The sequence below is a fragment of the Paenibacillus sp. FSL R5-0636 genome (genome assembly GCF_037974255.1).
Taxonomy (GTDB): domain Bacteria; phylum Bacillota; class Bacilli; order Paenibacillales; family Paenibacillaceae; genus Paenibacillus_AQ; species Paenibacillus_AQ odorifer.
On record NZ_CP150232.1, the window covers coordinates 1794046 to 1812501 of the forward strand.

Genomic DNA, 18456 nt, shown 5'->3' on the forward strand with positions numbered 1-18456 from the left:
GTTTACAATGCTAAATTACGGTCAATAAGAGCAATACGTTGCTGTACACAAGCATAAGAGCGAAGTGGATCCTCTGGAGTGTTCAGCACATAATCTAACATTTGGTCAACGGTAGTTGTAGCCACGTGGATACGAGTGTCGGAGGAAGCGTAGTAAATATAGATTTCACCTTTATCACGTGCAATCACGCCATTACAGAACACGACATTGGAGACATCGCCGACACGTTCTTCACCATCTGGTGCGATGAAATGACCGCCAGGTGAATGAGTGACTTTGTTTGGCTCATCCAGATCAGACAAGAAAGCATATAGTACGTATCGGAGTCCAGCAGCTGTGTTGCGTACACCATGAGCAATATGCAGCCAGCCTTTTGCAGTTTTGATTGGAGCCGGACCTTGGCCGTTTTTAACTTCCTTGATGGTATGGTAGTGGCGTTCATCCATGATGGTCTCACTAGTAATTACGGCATCTTCAATTGTATCCGAGAGTCCCCAGCCAATACCGCCACCGGAACCTGCATCGATAAAGCCATCTTGTGGGCGAGTGTAGAAAGCGTATTTTCCATCTACAAATTCAGGGTGGAGCACGACATTACGCTGCTGAGCAGAGCCTGTTTTGAGATCCGCCAGACGTTCCCAGGTTTTCAGATCTTTGGTGCGAACAATACCACACTGTGCTACTGCGCTAGAAAGGTCACCATGTGGAGCTTCTGGATCTTTGCGTTCTGTACAGAAGAGGCCGTAGATCCAGCCATCTTCATGGCTTACGAGGCGCATGTCGTAGACGTTGATATCAGGAACTTCTGTCTCAGGCAGCACAACTGGATGATCCCAGAAGCGGAAGCCGTCTACGCCATTGTCGCTTTCTGCTACAGCGAAAAAAGATTTGCGGTCATTGCCTTCAACGCGAGCAACAAGATAGAATTTGCCGTTCAGTGCTATAGCACCCGGGTTGAAGACGCCGTTGACGCCAATTCTTTCGGCAAAATAAGGGTTGGTGTCTGGGTTAAAATCATAACGCCAGATTAAGGGCGCATGCTCAGCAGTTAGCAGTGGATGAGCATAACGGTCATAAATGCCGTTTCCATAAGGAAGCTTTTCGTTCTTGCGGGCGATCAGGGCTTCATAACGTTCTGTTAATTGTTGTTTGCGTTCTTGGAATAATGATGACATTAGACAGTCTCCTTTATAGTTGATTTCAGTCGTGCGATCATTTCGAAGCAGGCTCTGCTGTTATGATAAGGACATTTCCAGGCGCTAACCTTTGATCCGTGAGGCAGGGGCTGAAGGTTCTCGTCCACGCCCCAGTACCATTCACCGAGCTTGTGATCCACCATGTATTTATCGATAAAAGTCCAGGAGGCTTGGGCAGCCTCATTAAATTTGCTGTCACCAGTCAGCTGATAAGCATTATAGAATCCAACAACCGCCTCAGCTTGCGGCCACCAATCTTTATCTTTGCTCAGGAGCCCGCTTGGGTCAGCTTCATTCCATATCCCACCATCGCTATCTATACCTTCCGCAAGAACGGCTTCTGCCATGGAGACAGCGACTGTTCGCACACGCTGCAGCAGCAGCTCTTCTCCAAGGGTTTCAGCAGCTTCCACCAGCAGCCAGCTTCCTTCGATGTCATGTCCGTAGGAGATAATATCTGATTTCACATTCCATGCCTCATCTAAGAAAAGATGAAAATGCTGGCCTTTCTGATCAATGATATGATCCAGCATCGTTTCGATTAGCTCGGTTAGCGTGCTCTTTAGCTCCTCCGACTTCCATACTCGATAGAGACCGGTATACGCTTCCAGAACATGCAGATGGGTATTCATAGATTTTTTTTCATTCATATCCTTGCTGCTGAGACTGAGGTTATCAGTGATTTGCCATTCCCGTGATAAAGCTTCGACATAACCTTTATAAATAGAATCATAGCCGTATTTCTCAACTAGCTGGAATAATTGAATCGCATCCTCTAAGACTTCTGGACGTCCGGTCGCATGGTAGAATTCAGCCAGTGAGTAGATAGCAAAGGATTGGCCATAGATCTGCTTTTTCTCTTGAGAAGGTCTGCCCTCAGCATCCACCATCCAGTATAATCCGCCATACTCTTTATCAATGAAGTGTTCCATCAGATAGGTATAAGCACGTTCTGCCATCGCCAGATATTCCGGTTTACCGTAGATCCGGTAAGCGCTCGCAAAGGACCAAAGGATCCGGGCATTAAGCACAAGGCTTTTCTCTGCGTTAGGAGTAATGTTCAGCTGATTGTCGATTTCACCTACAAAACCGCCGTTTACTTCGTCCTTCGTCTGTTTCATCCAAAAACTAAGAATATTATCCTGCAGCTCATCCTCAAGTTGGGTCAACCATAATTCTGGTGAATTAATCATTGTAATCAGTCACTCCTCACATTATTTGGTGATTTTTGAGGTGAAATATTTGTTGATGATCCCAGCGGCTTGCTTACCGTACATACAGTAATCATCATTCTGTGCTGCTTCTTCAATTGGATAAAGATGAGTAGGCCAATCCCAGAGCATAAAGCCCTGAACCCAATCTCTGTGCTCACAGCCTTGAAACATAGCCTGATAGAATTTACTTTGTTCTTCTTGACTTGGTTCGCCCTTTAAGGTCCAATCATTGGGAATCGCAGCGCTCCCGCTCCGGCTTGGGCAACCCGCTTCCATGAAAAAGAACGGCTTATTCTGTGAGCTCACCACTTGCTCAATCCGGTCGAGCTGAGCCTCCCAATCACTAGCTGGATAATACCCACTTGAAGAAATCACATCGAGCGCATCCCACCAGGTTACGTTATCCTCCTGATACTTATCGCAATTATAAGTAAGAATACCTGAGTAGACCTTCCGCACCTCGGCAATAAGCGAACGCCATTCGGCTTCGCGTCTATCCGTCTGTACAAGCTCACAGCCAATACAGAACATTTCACAGCCTGTTTCCTCAGCGATAGCGGCATAGTGCAGAATAAATTTAGTATAAGAGCTGAACCACTCAGACCATTTAGGCTCGCAAGGGACATCCTTATCGAAAAAGTTAATATGGGCACGCCAAGTTCCGTCAGCACAATTAACAATCGGCTTCAGACATACTTTTAGCTGCAGTGACTTCGCTTTGCTGATAGCCCATTTCACTTCTTCGTCGCTAACGGTTGGAGCCTCCCAGTAGGGAATTTCCGTAGAATGAGCGGTAGCTTGAAGCGCACTGAGCGCAATGGCCGTCCAGTTCGCTCCGGTGACAGAGGACATTAATTCCAGCGAACACTCAGCTTCTTTTGTTGTCCATGAACCACGTCTACCTGAGAAACCCCAGGTTACGCCTGCAATATATTCGTTGTTTAACATCATCGAGGATCCTCACTTTACAAATGGAAATAGATAAATTAGCAAACTTAATTTTGTTAGATAGTTATTATTGTTTTGTTAGTTTATAATAACAACTTAATTTAGTTATATACTTTTTCGTAGATGATTTCAAGGACAATTTGTAGTTGGAGCTGGGAAATTTGAATAACTTTAGTTATAGTAAATATAAGACTATAAAAGGGCGCAATCGTACATTGACGTAATGCATGGGGAGATACTATTCGTGATGATAGCGCAATCATAATAACTGGCGGATACAACTGGAGGGAATTACTTAAATGATAAATGTTATGATTGCGGACGACGAGGAAGTCATTCGCAGGGGGCTCGAAAAAATCACATCCAGAATGGAAATAGACGTACATGTAATTGGATCTTACGGAAACGGGTTGGAAGCCTGGGAACATTTAGAAAAGTTATCCCGAGAGGATATAGATCTGCTTATTACAGATATCAAAATGCCTAGAATGGATGGTTTTAAGCTGATTGAACAGGTTAGAGACCATATGGAGGATATACCTATTGCTGTCCTTAGCGGTTTTAGTGAATTTGAATATGCCCGTCGAGCGATCCGCCATGGGGTGATGGATTATTTGCTTAAACCGATTGATAAGACTCAGCTATATGAGCTGCTTAAGAGAGTAGAGGATGTAAAGAAAAAGAACGTGACGGAGCATGAGGAGATTTTCTCACAAGCTGCGGATGGTGGGGAACATTATGTAGTTGAGCAGACAAAAAGCATTCTGGAGAGAGAGTATGATCAGAACTTCGAGCTAGAACGCCTAGCGGAGATGGTGGGCATGAATGCGAGTTATCTTAGCCGTTTGTTCAAATTAAAGACGGAGCAGACGATCACAGACTATCTGATTCGGATTAGAATTTCTAAAGCTAAGGAACTGCTAATGGAGCATCCTGACCTGAAGAATTATGAAATTGCCGAGAAGGTGGGTTATAGCGATCCGGTATATTTTAATAAATTGTTTAAGAAAATGTGTGGTATGACACCTAAGGATTATAAAAGCGGCTGTAAATTCCCGAAAATTGAACGAGAGTTTTAGGCATATATAGGAAGCTATTTATTAGGAGGGCGAAAAGCTCTCTTTTTTTGTAGATATTTTTATAAATTAGATAACAGAATTATTATAAGTAAAACAAAAATAACAAATATAAGACCAGAAAAAGCAATTGAAACCATCGTTTTGCGTCGAAAATAGATTTATAATGGGTTTGTAAGCGATATCATCACTTGTTTTCAAGAGTAATTCAGATAATCCGGTATTAATGACTACTCTTTCAAGTTATGAGTGATGATAAAAGTTATTATATTTGTTATTTACCTAAAACTAGAGTTGAATTGAAGAGAGGGGTCGTAACAGCATGAAAAAAGGCAAAACAATGATGGGCTTGATGGCACTAACACTTGTGGCGGGATTGTTTAGCGGTTGTTCCTCAAACAACAACACTAACAATGAAGCTGCTAAAAACACAGGAAACAATGGTTCTTCAGCAGAGGCAACTGCTCCAGCCGATGGTACAACAGCCAAGGATATCAAAGGGGATATCACAGTCATAACGCAAAGAACAGATATTGTTGATACCGTATTCAAAGAGTATGCGGCTAAATTCAATGAGAAATATCCTGATGTAAAGGTGAACTTTGAAGCGCTCGCTACTTACGAAGACCAAATTAAAATTCGTATGAGCACTAGTGATTATGGCGACGTTCTTTTGTTACCTACTAGCATAGCTGTAAAAGATATTCCTGATTTCTTCGAACCCCTTGGCAAGCTTGAAGAAATGAGCAAACAATACACAGGGCTGGAAGAACGTGCAGTTGACGGAGTTGCCTATGGTATTCCGATGACCATCAACTTTAATGGCATTATCTATAACAAACAAGTCTTCAAAGATGCCGGAATTACAGAGGTTCCCAAAACCCCTGAACAATTCTTGACTGCTCTGCAGACTATTAAAGACAAAACACAAGCTGTTCCTCTTTACACAAATTACGCAGCAGGCTGGACACTGACACAATGGGAAGCGGATCTGGCTACAGTAGCTGGTGACCGTGATTATGTGAACATTGCTCAAGTGGCTAGCGACGACAACTATGTAGCGGGTCAACCACACTATGAATTGTACAAAATTCTGTACGATGCAGCACAAAAAGGTTTGATTGAAGAAGATCCAACTACAACAGACTGGGAATCTTCCAAAGCTGATCTAGCCAACGGAAAAATTGGGACTATGGTGCTTGGATCTTGGGCGATTGGCCAAATCAAAGGCCTGGCTACAAATCCAGACGATGTTGGATTTATGCCTTTCCCAACCAATGCGGATAAAATCCTTGTGCCGCTTGCTGGTGACTACAATCTGGGTGTCAGCATTCACAGTAAGAACAAAGAAGCTGCTAGAGCTTGGGTGGATTGGTTCATCAACGAATCTAATTACCCTACAACTGAAGGCGGCGGTATGAGCCCGGCTATCGGTGCAGAGCTTCCGGAAATCCTGAAACAATATGAAGGTACAGATGTAACCTTTGATACTCTTGCTCCTGCTAAAGCTGGTGAAGAAGGCTGGTCTGATGAAATCGACAAACAAGCTGAGATCGGTGCTTGGCAGCCAGACTTCAAGAAACGGATTATTGAAGCAGCGATTGGCAACAGAAAAGAATCCTATGATGACATCATGAAAGACCTGAACGACAAGTGGAAAGCCGCTCGCGCTAAAGTCACAGCACAGTAACAACTATAAGCTTCTTAGATGCTATAGGCGGTAGTGAATGTGGGAGGGGATATGCTAACAAGCATTTCCCCCTTCACATTTAAACGAGTCTTAAATAATTAAGGATGCTTTTTCTGGAGGTGTATCGGGTGTTTAAGTTTTCAAATTTGAGCTATAAAAATCAAAGAATCGCTATCATCATCTTATTCTCATTAGTGCCGATATTATTGCTGCTCACATTCGCTTATTATCCAGTCATCAGTATGTTTCGGTACAGCTTCACCAGTTGGAATGGATTGAGCAAAAATATGGAATATGTCGGTTTAGAAAACTACAAGACCATTTTTACAAAACCTGAGTATTTTTCTGTGTTTAAGGTCAGCTTGTATTATTTCTTTACCACTTTTATTCAGATGGCACTTGCTTTGTATTTTGCAACCATCTTAAGCTTTAGTGTTCGCATGAAAAACTTGTTTAAAGGGATTTTGTTCTTCCCGACCTTGCTAAACGGTGTAGCGATCGGTTTTATCTTTCTCTTCTTCTTCAAACCAGATGGAACGCTAGATACGATTCTTAATCTGATTGGGCTTGGCAGTCTGCAGCAGAAGTGGCTACTGAATCCTAATTTGATTAACTTCTCGCTCGCAGGTGCATCACTGTGGAGATACATGGGAATGAACTTCCTGATTTTCCTTGGAGCTATTTCTTCTATCGGTAAGGATATCTATGAGGCCGCTGAAATTGACGGTGCAAACAGATGGCATCAGTTTATGCATATTATTTTGCCAAGCATTAAACGTATTCTGCAATTGAACTTGATTCTTGCGGTTAGTGGCGCCATTGGGGTATTCGAAATTCCATACGTCATGACAGGCGGATCAAACGGAAGTAGTACATTCGTTATTCAGACGGTCGATGTAGCTTTCAAATACAGCAAGGTTGGTTTGGCATCGGCGATGGCCGTGGTATTGCTGGGTATTGTTATCATAGTTACTATTTTGCAGCGCGTTCTGATCAAGGAGGAGAAATAAACTATGCATTCTGTAAAATATACCACTGCTAGTATATTCAAATATCTCACCTTGATTTTGGGAGCACTTGTAGCTTTGATACCTATCGTGGTCGTGTTTTTCGCTTCATTAAAGACCGGAACGGAATATGCTTCTACCGGACCGTTAACGCTGCCAGAGAATTGGTTGAATTTCTCCAACTACACAAAGGCTTTTGTAGACGGGAAAATGCTGCTCGGTTTTAAAAATACTGTCATTATCGTTGTGATTTCTATTGCGGGTGCCACGTTGACGGGTTCGATGATGGCTTATATTTTATCGCGCTTCAAATTTAAAGGCAGTAAGATCCTAATTAGTATGTTCCTGATTGCTACCCTGATTCCAGGCGTAACTACACAAGTGGCTACTTTCCAAATCATCAATCACTTGGGATTATTTAATACCAGATGGGCGCCAATCGTTATGTACTTGGGCACGGATATTATCGCTGTTTATATCTTCATGCAGTTTTTGGATTCGATCTCCGAGTCACTGGATGAATCCGCGATGCTGGACGGAGCTTCGTATTGGACGATTTATTGGAGAATTATTTTGCCATTGTTGAAGCCGGCGATTGTAACTGTAGTGATCGTGAAGGGTGTTAATATTTATAACGATTTTTACACCCCTTTCCTTTATATGCCGAAAACAGATCTGCAAACGATCTCCACAGCACTCTTTAAGTTTAAAGGTCCATATGGATCGCAGTGGGAAGTAATATGTGCGGCGATTATGATCGCAATTATACCTACATTGGTTGTGTTTACCGCCTTGCAAAAATATATCTACAATGGTTTTTCGCAAGGTTCTGTAAAGTGAGCTCAACAGTAAATTTAATAACAGTACTAGATAAAATAGCATACTGAAAAGTTGCATACATTTGGAGGGAAAACTAATGAGTGAAGTAAAATTGGTTGGAGCAAGTGCAATTAACATCCCGAACATGCCTTGGCAAGAAAAGCCTGCTGGCTACGAGAATCCGATTTGGAGACATAATGATAACCCGGTTATCAAAAGAAATCCTGCAAAAGGTGTAGCCCGTATTTTCAATAGTGCGGTTGCTGCGTATGAAGGCAGTTTTATTGGTGTATTTCGTGTAGAAGATAACACGACTCGTCCGCATCTGCGTATGGGACATAGTGTGGATGGTTTGGATTGGAAAATCGATGATGAGCCGATCCGATTTATAGATGAAGAAGGTAATCCTTATCAGCCGCGTTATGCTTACGATCCACGTCTGGTGAAGGTTGAAGATACATTTTATATTATCTGGTGTACAGATTTCTACGGCGCAGCTATTGGTGTAGCTAAAACACAAGATTTCAAAAACATTTATCAGCTTGGAAAACCCATTCCTGCCATTCAACCGGAACGGCGTACTGTTCCCTAGAAAAATCAACAATAACTTCGTGATGTTGTCCCGTCCAAGTGACAGTGGCCATACGCCATTTGGTGATGTGTTCCTTAGTGAGAGCCCTGACTTCGTATATTGGGGAAAACACCGCCATGTAATGACCAAGGGTGGTCAAGGCTGGTGGCAAAGTGTCAAAATTGGTGGCGGACCAGCGCCGATTGAAACTACTGAAGGCTGGTTGATGTTCTACCATGGCGTAACTGGAACCTGCAACGGTCTTGTGTATAGCATGGGGGCGGTTATTTTGGATATCAATGAGCCCTCAAAAGTAAAATATCGCTCGAAAAACTTTGTATTAACGCCAGAAGAATGGTATGAGGAAAGAGGTTTTGTGAATAACGTCCTGTTCCCATGTGCCACACTGCATGATGCAGAAACCGGCCGTATCGCCATTTATTATGGCGCTGCTGATACTTATGTAGGCGTTGCTTATACAACGGTTAATGAAATCGTCAACTATGTCATCGAAACTCATGAAGAGGTTGGCGATGATGCAGGTTTAGGCAAAATCTAGTTGGACTTAATAACCTATATTTGCAGAGAGCTTGCTTGTCCGGAGAATTGCGTAGCGTAGAGTTCGAAAGAAGTGTTGGGATTGGTGTTGTTAAGTGTGCTCAGTGCGGAGGTTGCCATGTGCGGCCTCCGTTCTGTTGCAGAATGTGCAACAGAACAACTCAATATTGCTTGTAATAGATAAGTAGCAGGTGAGGGGGAATTCGTCTCTGTTGGCGGCTTTGTCAGTCTGTTGCTTAGTTACTCTGTGGCTTGGTTACTCCATGGCTTTGCTACTCAATGGCTCTAACGTAAATAGTTGCACTCTGTGCACTTAAACTAACATTTCTTTGGTTACTAGGTGATATAGTTGCACTTTGTGCAACTGTATCAGCCAAGTAACCTTCAAAAGCTCCTTTTAATGTTTTTTAGTTGTACAAAGTGCAACTAAAAGGGGAAAAAGACATATTCCGCTGTAATAGCTGCACAAAGTGCAACTCTATGGCTCTGACGTAAATAGTTGCACTTTGTGCACTTAAACTAACATTTCTTTGGTTACTAGGCGATATAATTGCACTTCGTGCAACTATATCAGCCAAGTAACCTCCAAAAGCTCCTTTTGCCGTTTTTTAGCTGTACAAAGTGCAACTAAGAGAGAAAACACACATATTCAGCTGTAATAGCTGCACAAAGTGCAACTATCCAGCCAGAAGCTGTTACTGTGCCGATTATAAAGAAGTTAATAGCCAAGGTGGAAATGTGGGTGTTGTGGAGGTAAGAGGAAGATAGCGGATAAGTGGAATGTGAGTGGTTGTAGAGGTAATAAGAAGGTAGTAGGTACGTGGAGTGTGATTAGTTGTGGAGGTAATAAGAAGATAGCGGATAAGTGGAATGTGAGTAGTTGTAGAGGTAATAAGAAGGTAGTTGGTACGTGGAATATGATTAGTTGTAGAAGTAATAAGAAGATAGCGGATAAGTGGAATGTGAGGGGTTGTAGAGGTAAAAAGAAGGTTATAGGCACGTAGAATATGATTAGTTGTGAAGGTAATAGGCAAGCAGCGAGTGAGTGGTGAATGTGGATCTGTTGGTGATTCTGCTACTCTGTTGCTTAGTTACTCTAGGACTTCGACGTAAATAGTTGCACTCTGTGCACTTAAACTAACATTTCTTTGGTTACTAGGCGATATAATTGCACTTCGTGCAACTATATCAGCCAAGTAACCTCCAAAAGCTCCTTTTACTGTTTTTTAGTTGTACAAAGTGCAACTAAGAGGAAAACACACATATTCAGCTGAAATATAGCTGCACAAAGTGCAACTATCCAGCCTCGGAGCTGCAATTAAACTATTCAGTCGCAGAAAACGCAACTAACCCATCCCACTATCCCGTCCCACTATTCCATCGCAACTACCCCCTCGTAGATATCAATACATCAACGGAAAACCCATATTGGGTTTTCCGTTTCTATCTAGCATAGTAACTCCAATGATGCTTCGCGGTTACGAACAGCAAGTGAACAATATCGTTACATAACTTAAGGAGGATCATTATTTTGGGAAGCGACATGAATTTGTCACAGTTAAGGGAATATAACGGAAGTAGTCCAAAGCCGGGTGATTTCGAGCAGTTTTGGAAGCGGGCATTACGTGACCTGGATGCACAGCCGCTGGATTATGAGCTGGAGCCGGCGGAGTTTGTCAGTGAACTTGCGGAATGTTTTCATTTGTATTTTACCGGTGTTGGCGGTGCAAGAATCCATTGCAAATATGTAAGACCGAAGAAAAACGTACATAAAAGAGGCCCCGGTGTAGTGATGTTCCATGGGTACTCCTGTGACAGCGGGGATTGGATGGAGAAGGTGGCTTATGCTGCCCACGGGATTAGCGTCCTGGCGATGGATTGTCGCGGACAGGGCGGCCTCTCCGAAGATAATCTTACCGTAAAGGGCACCACGATACGTGGACATATCATTCGAGGGATTGATGATCCTAATCCAGATAACCTTTATTATCGCAATGTGTTTTTGGATACGGCACAGACTGCCCGAGTTCTGATGTCTATGGATGAAGTTGATCCTGAGCGTGTAGGTGCCTTTGGACTATCTCAAGGTGGAGCACTTACTGTCGCTTGTGCAGCATTAGAGCCTCGCTTAAAAATAGCCTTGCCTGTGTATCCCTTCCTTTCAGATTATAAACGTGCTTGGGAACTGGATATTACCACCTCAGCTTATGAGGAGATCAACTATTATTTCCGGTTTTTTGATCCCCATCATTTGCGTGAGGATGAGATTTTTAATAGGCTTGGCTATATCGATATTCAGAATCTTGCGGAAAGAATTCAGGCTAAAGTACTGTGGGTTACCGGGTTATCCGATACGATTTGTCCACCTTCAACTCAATTTGCCGCATACAATAAAATACTAGCGTCCAAAGAGCTTATGGTTTATTATGAGTACGGTCATGAGTATTTACCATATCTTGCCGATCGGGCGTTGGAATTGTTCATGACCTTGTAAGAGATAAGCCAGCAGGCATAACTGAAGACAACGGTGGTGAACAATTGATGAAGTCGCAAGCAAAAAAAGAAAAGGCGCATTTCCAGCTGCACCCTGCCAAATCGATTGGGGTGCGGCTTTTTCTCATCTTCTTCATCTCAACAATGGTGCTCGTTCTCTCACTTGGCTACATTTCCTATTCCGTAGCTGAGCAAACGATCGAGAATAACGCGCTGTCAGCCAATCAACAGACAGTCGTCCAAGCTGCAGAGAAGTTTGATGTTGAATTATTGCGTTATGAGGACGGCCTAGGAAGAATTCTTTACAACAATGAGATTCAGGATGCACTCAAACAAGGGAATAATTCCACTACAAGTAATGAGGAACGTAATTTGCAGTCTAACCAGATTAGCGCCGAGCTGAATGCCTGGCTGACCGCATCAAAGGGGGTAGAAGCTGTATACCTCATCCCGATGAATCAGGAAGTCCCCACTTCGTCAGCGGGATCAAAAGACAGCACTTTTATCAAGGGATTCAGAGAGTCCTCATGGTTCAAGCAGCTTGAGGAGCAACCGCAAACATTGTGGATTCCCCGAACAGAACAGGGGCAAGCCGGAAATACTTCGGGTATGTTTCATTTGGCACAATCGATAGCTGGGGATACACAAAGCCCGGGATACATAATTATCTGTGATATTAGAATTAGTGAATTAGAAAATCAGCTTCGTAAAGTTGATCTCGGACCCAGCTCTTACATGCAATTGCTGACGGATAAGGATGAATTGATCGCATCGTCCCAGCAAGTAGGAACAGATACTTATCTCAGTCTGGGAGGGACCCTTCTTCATGGTTTGGAGCATGAGGCGGGGTCATTGCCAACGAAGGATGAGAAAGGGAAATCCATACTAGCTGTGTATGGGACGATGGAAAGCTCCAGCTGGAGATTGCTTGGTGTTGTTCCGGCTGAGAATCTTACGAAAGACGCACTTCGTATTCTAAAAACTACATATATTATTGTTGCGGTGGCTGCTATTGTCGCCATTCTAATTGGTTACTGGATGTACAGAATGGTATCCAAGCCCTTGACCCGGCTTAAAGATTTAATGTCTAAGGGGGCAGATGGGAATCTTGGAGTACGCACGGAGATTACCTCACGAGATGAAATAGGTCAGTTATCGGGTTCCTTTAATAGGATGATGGAACGGATCACAGAACTGGTTATCCATACTAATGAAACGGCTCGAAAGGTAATGGAAACGGCCAATGAACTTAGTGGGGTATCGCGTAAGACAGCGATGGCCGCCAAAGAGATTGCCGCTGCAACAGAAGAAATTGCCGGAGGTTCAGGCAGCCTGGCTTTGGAGGCGGACCAGGGCAACGAGCTTACGGGGCAAATTTCGGTGCAAATGAACAAAGTGAACTCAGCTACGCATGAGATGGATCATACCGCACATAGTATCGGCGTGCTTAGTGAAGAAGGTTTTAATGAGTTAAAAGAGCTGCTTGGCAAAACCAATAAGACGGGCGATATGACGAATAAGCTCGTGTTGAAAGTGAATGAGCTGCAAGACACCACATCATCAGTGATGAAGGTGCTTGATGTTATGCAGAATATTACACAGCAGACGAATATTTTGTCTCTAAATGCAACGATAGAAGCGGCAAGGGCAGGGGAGTCCGGCCGGGGATTTATGGTAGTGGCCGATGAAATACGCCAGCTTGCAGATCAGTCCAAAGATTCCATTGCTGTGGTGGCTAATATAACAGACACCATTATGAAGGATATGAACGAGACCGTAGGTGTTCTCTCGGAAGTAGCCCCTCTTTTTAATCAGCAGGTGACTTCAGTGGAGAGCACTAGCGATATCTTCGTATCTGTACAGGATCAGATGCGTCATTTTATTACACGTTTGGAATCTGTTGCTTTATCGATGGATAGCTTGAGCCAATCCCAAAAGGTGCTGTCAAATTCCATGGGCAATATCAGCTCCATTGCAGAGGAATCATCAGCAGCTTCGCAAGAAGTGGCTTCGCTTAGCGGGGAGCAACAAAGTGTGAGTGATCATTTAGTGGAGCTGTCTGAGCAGCTTGAGCATGCGTCCCGGCAGTTGCAAGAAAAACTGTCCAAGTTTAATTTGTAACCTTGCATAACCTCAGTAATTATTTTCAATACAAAGACCAGTCTCCAATTATTTGGGACTGGTCTTTGTGCTATTCAAAAGGTTATAAAATAGCTAACTAAGCATGAGTGTAAATAATCCAGCGGGTGGGACATAATAAAGGCTATGAACGTCAGTCAGGAGGAATGGGATTGCACAATAATGTCCACAGACGCATACTCGGCGGACTGATTATTTTATGTTCAGTGGTAGCCGTGTTGGTCCTTAGGCTGGCGTGGATTCAACTGTTTATGAAGGAACAGACGGTCCCTGGAACGAAATATACACTTGCAAAGATGGCGGAAATTCAAAGCGAACGGGAGACTGTATTGGATACTGGGCGGGGGCGCCTGTATGACCGAAAGAGTGAACCCCTTGCCGGGGAAACCATTTGGACGGCTGCTTTTTTTCCTCAAGAGGCGAAGGCTAGGAATACCGTGACGAAGGTTGTATACGAAGAAGCTGAGTCCATGCACCGATTGGCAGCTATCCTTGGAGTGAGTTATGAGCAATTGCTAAACAAGCGCTCTTCCCTTAAAGAACCTCTGCTTTGGCCATCCTCAGTGGGAAAGGGACCGCTCGCACTTACATCCGCACAAGCAAAAGAAGTGAGTGCGCTGGGGATCGACGGAGTAGGCGTGCTTCCCTTTGCTCGCAGATATGATGGAAATTCAACTGGACGGCAGTGGCTTGGATATTTATCGGAAGCGGTCCCAAACACTGATGGGAAGGCATCGCCATCGGGGCTGAGAATTCCGATGACAGGAACGGACGGGTTAGAAAAGACCCTGGAGCCGTTGCTTCGAGGCGTCGGGCATACTGAGGCATACGCTCAGGTTGATGCGCACGGGCAACGTGTCCCGGGCAGTCCCATTCAAGTACGAGCCCCGGGCAATCCGTATTATCCGCTGTCTTTATATACAACGATTGATAAAAAGCTTCAGGAACAAATAGAGGAGTTAGCTGTCAAAGCTGGAATGGAGGAAGGAGCCGTGGTGGTGTTAGACACCGGAACGGGAGATATTGAAGCCATGGTATCTTTACCTTTTTACGACCCAGAGAAGATATCCCCTGAAGGGGGAGAGTGGAATAACCGGGCGCTGCAGGCTGCTGTACCTGGATCAATCTTCAAAATCGTCACAGCAGCAGCGGCACTAGAAGCCGGGGTCACCTCAGCGGATGAGCTCTTCTATTGTTCAGGGCAATATGAGAAATATGGATTATCTTGTCTAAAAGGAAAAGGACACGGCGCCCTCACGCTGGCGCAAGGGTTCGCCGTGTCCTGTAATACAGTATTTGCTGCGCTGGCAGAGCGCTTAAGTGGGGCGCAGCTTCAAGCGACAGCACTCGCGCTGGGGCTCGGAAGAGATATTAGCTGGCAAGCGGAGAATACGCTTGGTTTTCCAGTTCTTAAGCCACTATCCGGTGAGCAGAAGGGGACGATCTTCACTTCTTTGCTGCCGGATGATCCAGGCGCCAGAGTGCAGACGGCCATTGGGCAGCGAGATGTGCAAGTGACACCACTTCAGGCAGCCAACCTGGTAGTGACGTTACTGCATGGAGGGGAAGTGAGAGCGCCAAGAATTCTCCAGCGTGTGACCTTTGCAAATGGTCAAAAGCTAGAGGATCTGCCGGGTCATCTTTCCCCTTCAACTGCAGGGAGGATCTCAGAATCTACAGCCCGCCAGCTGCTGTCCTGGATGCGTAAAGTTGTTACGGATGGAACCGGCACAAGTCTGCAGAGTACGAAATGGCCGGTTGCCGGGAAATCAGGTACGGCACAAACCCTTGTTAAGGGTGTGCCGCGTAACAATCAATGGTTTATCGGCTATGGGCCGGTGGATCATCCCAGATATGCTGTGTCGGTAGCAGTTGAGAACGTTGCTCCGGACAGCTCTCATCTAGCCGTTAAGCTGTTCGGTCAGGTATTGGATTTATTATCATCGGTTCCCTCTGGAGCTTGAGGTTCAGGTGGTGGCGCAGAACTGGTATGATTGGAAGCTGGACCGTTAGCAGCAAAGGGGGCGAAACGATAAATTCCTCTTGCGGAAGATAGATCCAGCTCTGAAGATACCCTTGTTGAATCAGTTCTTTTATCAGAATAAGCAGAATCGGCGAAAGGATCAGACCAGCCATACCGAAAGCAGACGTGGACAGAATGACGAACGACAGCATAAGGAAAGCTGAGGATACGCCAATCGAATTCCCGGTAATCTTCGGCTCAAGCAATTGCCTAACAATTAGTACAATGGCAAGGAGGATAATTAATCCAATAGCCAGTGAAGTATTGCCCACGATGAACAAATAGATGATCCAAGGGACTAAAATTGTCGTCACGCCAAGAAGCGGCAAAACATCAAATACAGCGCAAACTAACGCCATTGTGATTTCGTTGCCGGTTCGCAGAATAAATAAGCCGACCAGAACTATGACAAAAGTAATGCTGATCAGAATAAGTTGTGCTTTTAAATAGGACCCGATGGCTTTAAAAACATTGCCTTGTAAAAAGGCAAAGGCGTTCTTAAAAGTTTTTGGCATTTTGTCATGCGCGATTTTACGCCAATCTTTGATCTCCATGCTAAGGAAAAATGCCAAAATGATGGCTATCCCGAAATTGGCCATGAAGGTGGAGAAGGAGCCAAGAATACCGGCCATATATTTTAGAAAAGTAATCAGCCATCCTGTTAGGACATCCGTGGCATCTTTAAAGTAGCCGTTGACCTTGTTCGTAATATCGGGTGGCAAGTTATCTATTTTTTGCTGCAGGTAGGTCGTGGTCTCCACAAAATGCTGCTGCACCACGTATGTATATTTAGGGAGGTTCTCTTGGAAGTGAAGGGCCTGGATCGTAATCAGTAGACCGGCACCAAATAATGTACCTAACAGCACAATCAGAAAGAGCAATACTGAGATGGCGGAGGCAAAAGGTTTACCAAGACCACGGCGGTTCAAGAAGCGGGCCAAGGGTTCGATAAGCAAAAATACAAAAAAAGACAGGAATACAGGTGCAGCTAACTGGTACAGTTTACTAAAGGAGAACATAATTAAATAAACCGTGAGGACAATTAATCCGATGTCAAAAAATGTGCGCCAATATTTTTTGTATAACGGCAGCATAGATATAAACAACTCCCTTTTTTTATAAGTGGATATGCCAGGTTGATTACATTGTACATGATTTTACTTTAAAAGCGTCTATTTCTTTGATACATGTGTTAAAATAGGGGGTAACGTTTTTTTTATTCTACTTCACTTGGCCGTTTCACAGGTTCTGCTTGCAGACATTAGGCGAGCCAAAGTCAACTCTGGAAAAGCGGGGAATTAATATGCAGACTTTGCTGCTCTGGTTATTTTACATCTCATCATTTTATGCTTTTATCCCTGGTATGATCAGCCGGATTTTTGGTTACCGTGTCTTTCGTAAAGGAACTGGGCGAAATGAATTCGCTCTGACCTTCGATGATGGACCTGATCCTCGATTTACACCATTACTGCTGGAATTACTGAAGAGGTATGATGCAAAAGCGACCTTTTTTGTAGTAGGCTCTAATGCTGAACGTTATCCTGATCTTATTCAGCGTATCCATGATGAGGGACATCTCATCGGGATTCATAATTATGTTCACAAGACGAACTGGCTCATGCGGCCAGCAACCGTCCGCCGGCAGATTCAACGTACGAATGATATTATTTATAATATTATTGGCGAACGCAGTACGTATTACCGTCCACCTTGGGGCATTGTCAATTTATTTGATATTTCCAAACGACGCCAAGTTGAAATTGTGCTTTGGTCGGCAATGTTTGGCGATTGGCGTGAGAAGCTCGGCGCCGAAAAACTTACTGAGAAGATGCTGGCCCGTCTAAATCCCGGGGAAGTGATGTTGTTGCATGATAGCGGCACAACGCTGGGTGCAGATGCGGATGCTCCAGGGAATATGCTTGTGGCTCTTGAGCAGACACTGGAGGAAGCCCGTAAACGGGGACTCCGCAGCATTCGGATTGACGAAATGATTAAGATGGCTGAGACGTCACCTATCCGGCGCTTATCTTTTGGTAAACGGGTGCTTGTAGGACTTTGGTTAGCTTGGGAACAGGTATTTCAAGCTCTTTTTCATCTCCAAACGATTACTCCGTCAGATCCTTTCCTGCATTATCGGATGCGGAAATATCAGGGCGAACCGGTTGAACTCGAGGGTGGAGCACTGCTCCGTAAAGGTGACAAAGTCATTGAGCTGCACATCGATAATAAACAGTTGTTCGAATTAGGAATTCATTCACGTTCTTCCGCTCAACTTGCGATTCGAATGATCCGCAGAATGGAAAAGGATCTGCCCATTCTTGCTGAGATCATTGCCAAAGATGTGGATCTTGCAGAAGCCAAAGCGCTTTACGGAGTCAGCATGATTAACCGGGGACCGGAGAAATTCGGCTTTACCGTACGTGATTTGCCGGATGGCTTATTCGCACGTTCCTCCAAATTTTACTTAAGGATCCTGTTAAGTGTGATTCATCCAGCAGGTGGGGCAAGGCTTAAAGAACGGAGCGAGGTCCTTGTGCCGAAGCTTATCCTGATGCCTGTCTCAGAGCTGCTCAAAAAGATGAATCAACAGCTGCCTCATCATCCGAAAACTGCAAAAAAACGCAAATCGCAACAGGAAGAATCGTTGTCACTTAATGATTCGGTTGCGGAAGTAGAAATGCCAGGTGCGACAGTAACAAATTGATTCATGATCTTATTGATA

General features: G+C 44.3%; 12 protein-coding genes and 1 pseudogene. 9 read left to right on the forward strand and 4 right to left on the reverse strand.

What is annotated here, in order from left to right; genetic code table 11:
* Positions 1–2 precede the first annotated feature (2 nt).
* From MKX34_RS07820 to MKX34_RS07830, 3 genes are read right to left on the reverse strand one after another with little or no spacing between them, the layout of a single operon-like run.
* The gene (locus MKX34_RS07820; RefSeq protein WP_076104921.1) at positions 3–1175 is read right to left on the reverse strand and encodes a glycosidase; all 1173 of its coding nucleotides are present in this window, start codon (positions 1173–1175) and stop codon (positions 3–5) included.
* A complete protein-coding gene (locus MKX34_RS07825) occupies positions 1175–2389 on the reverse strand; it encodes an AGE family epimerase/isomerase (protein WP_076104922.1) in 1215 nt (404 codons plus the stop codon). Before MKX34_RS07825 ends, MKX34_RS07820 begins: the two co-directional genes overlap by 1 nt.
* Before the next feature lie 21 nt (positions 2390–2410).
* Entirely contained in the window at positions 2411–3361 is a 951-nt protein-coding gene (locus tag MKX34_RS07830) for a 1,4-beta-xylanase (protein ID WP_036675563.1), read from the reverse strand.
* A 296-nt stretch (positions 3362–3657) separates the two neighbouring features.
* Between MKX34_RS07830 and MKX34_RS07835 the strand changes: the two genes are divergently transcribed.
* From MKX34_RS07835 to MKX34_RS07870, 8 genes and pseudogenes are all read left to right on the forward strand, one after another.
* Positions 3658–4437, forward strand: a complete 780-nt coding sequence (locus MKX34_RS07835) for a response regulator (protein ID WP_076104923.1) — start codon at positions 3658–3660, stop codon at positions 4435–4437.
* Positions 4438–4756: 319 nt separating this feature from the next.
* A complete protein-coding gene (locus MKX34_RS07840) occupies positions 4757–6124 on the forward strand; it encodes an extracellular solute-binding protein (protein ID WP_076104924.1) in 1368 nt (455 codons plus the stop codon).
* A gap of 128 nt (positions 6125–6252) precedes the next feature.
* Positions 6253–7134: a sugar ABC transporter permease gene (locus MKX34_RS07845; RefSeq protein WP_036675555.1), complete on the forward strand. Its 882-nt coding sequence runs from the start codon at positions 6253–6255 to the stop codon at positions 7132–7134.
* Positions 7135–7137: 3 nt separating this feature from the next.
* A complete protein-coding gene (locus MKX34_RS07850) occupies positions 7138–7971 on the forward strand; it encodes a carbohydrate ABC transporter permease (protein ID WP_036675551.1) in 834 nt (277 codons plus the stop codon).
* 76 nt (positions 7972–8047) lie between these two features.
* Positions 8048–9080: pseudogene (locus MKX34_RS07855) on the forward strand (glycoside hydrolase family 130 protein).
* A gap of 1530 nt (positions 9081–10610) precedes the next feature.
* Positions 10611–11573 (forward strand): alpha/beta fold hydrolase, encoded by a 963-nt coding sequence (locus MKX34_RS07860; RefSeq protein WP_143759047.1) that lies wholly within the window; start codon positions 10611–10613, stop codon positions 11571–11573.
* A 47-nt stretch (positions 11574–11620) separates the two neighbouring features.
* Entirely contained in the window at positions 11621–13693 is a 2073-nt protein-coding gene (locus MKX34_RS07865; protein ID WP_081384071.1) for a methyl-accepting chemotaxis protein, read from the forward strand.
* A 164-nt stretch (positions 13694–13857) separates the two neighbouring features.
* Positions 13858–15675, forward strand: a complete 1818-nt coding sequence (locus MKX34_RS07870; RefSeq protein ID WP_036680960.1) for a penicillin-binding protein 2 — start codon at positions 13858–13860, stop codon at positions 15673–15675.
* Here MKX34_RS07870 and MKX34_RS07875 read toward each other — a convergent pair.
* Entirely contained in the window at positions 15620–16828 is a 1209-nt protein-coding gene (locus MKX34_RS07875) for an AI-2E family transporter (RefSeq protein ID WP_081384070.1), read from the reverse strand. The genes MKX34_RS07870 and MKX34_RS07875 overlap by 56 nt on opposite strands.
* Before the next feature lie 209 nt (positions 16829–17037).
* On the opposite strand from MKX34_RS07875, the gene MKX34_RS07880 reads away from it, so the two are divergent.
* Entirely contained in the window at positions 17038–18438 is a 1401-nt protein-coding gene (locus MKX34_RS07880) for a polysaccharide deacetylase family protein (protein WP_038569525.1), read from the forward strand.
* Positions 18439–18456 lie beyond the last annotated feature (18 nt).